General features: G+C 33.4%; 1 protein-coding gene. It reads left to right on the top strand.

Translation table 11 applies throughout. The features are described from left to right. Nucleotides 1–34: 34 nt before the first annotated feature. Nucleotides 35–1,012, top strand: a 978-nt coding sequence (locus AB1414_21545) for a hypothetical protein (protein ID MEW6609996.1), incomplete at its 3' end; no start/stop codon positions are given.

Raw genomic sequence — 1,012 nt, forward strand, 5'->3', positions numbered from 1 at the left:
TATTGAATACAATACTAATCTTCAACTAAAAGTAATGAACCCAGACAATACTGTAATTTTTGCTACTAATACTACTTTATTACTTACTTCTAAAGGTTCTATCAGTATAAGTTTTGATGTTCCTTTAGATAAAGATGCAGTTGAAGGAATTTACATCATTCAAGCAGAGGCAAATAGAGGTGAAAAGAAGATAGGATTAGATACAACCTGGTTTAAGATTTTAGAAGGTATTCCAGGACTTGAATTAACCCTTCCAGAAGCTGTTATTCCCAATTCTACTAATACCATTACATTTACTCTAACCAATCTTGGGTTGTCTATTATTGAATCAAGTACCCTTACTGTTTCATTTATAGACCCAGATAAAACTTTACTCTGGCATGGGACATCTACATTTAGTGCGATGGCTATTGCTGGGTCTTCTACATTGAATATTAAGATTCCGATAAAAATGATCAACTTTGGCATCTATGAGTTATTTTATACCCTGAGTTATGAAGGGAAAGTTTTAGTGGGGTCAAAAAAGATTAAATGCGATGCGATTATGAAGGTAGATTTAGATAAAACAAAGTATCGAGTAAGAGAAGAAATAAAATCAGAGGTAGAAATAATTAATACAGGTAAGTTTAAACAAGACATGGAAATAGTTAGTTTTATTGCGGGGTTTAACTTTAGCACTACTACCTTGCTTTCTTTATTACCATCACAAAAAGGAACTCTTAGCCTTAGCGTACCTATTCCAGCAAGTTTAACTGCTGGGTATCATTACGGTAGTGTCTGCGTCCAGCTTGGTACTTCTACTAAATATAAACAATTTAGTTTTTATATCCCGCAGGCAAAATTAGAGGTTAAAGTTAATGATAAAACTTATCAGTCAGGGGAAACGGTAAATATTTATGTCCAGAATATCGGCGGTGTCCCGGATAGTTGGGATTATACTATAAGATTATTTGATACAATAGGGAATGAGGTTTATACAGGTGAAGGAAGTATAGATAATTTATTTCCAGCA

This window comes from bacterium (assembly GCA_040755795.1).
Taxonomy (GTDB): Bacteria; UBA9089; CG2-30-40-21; order CG2-30-40-21; family SBAY01; genus JBFLXS01.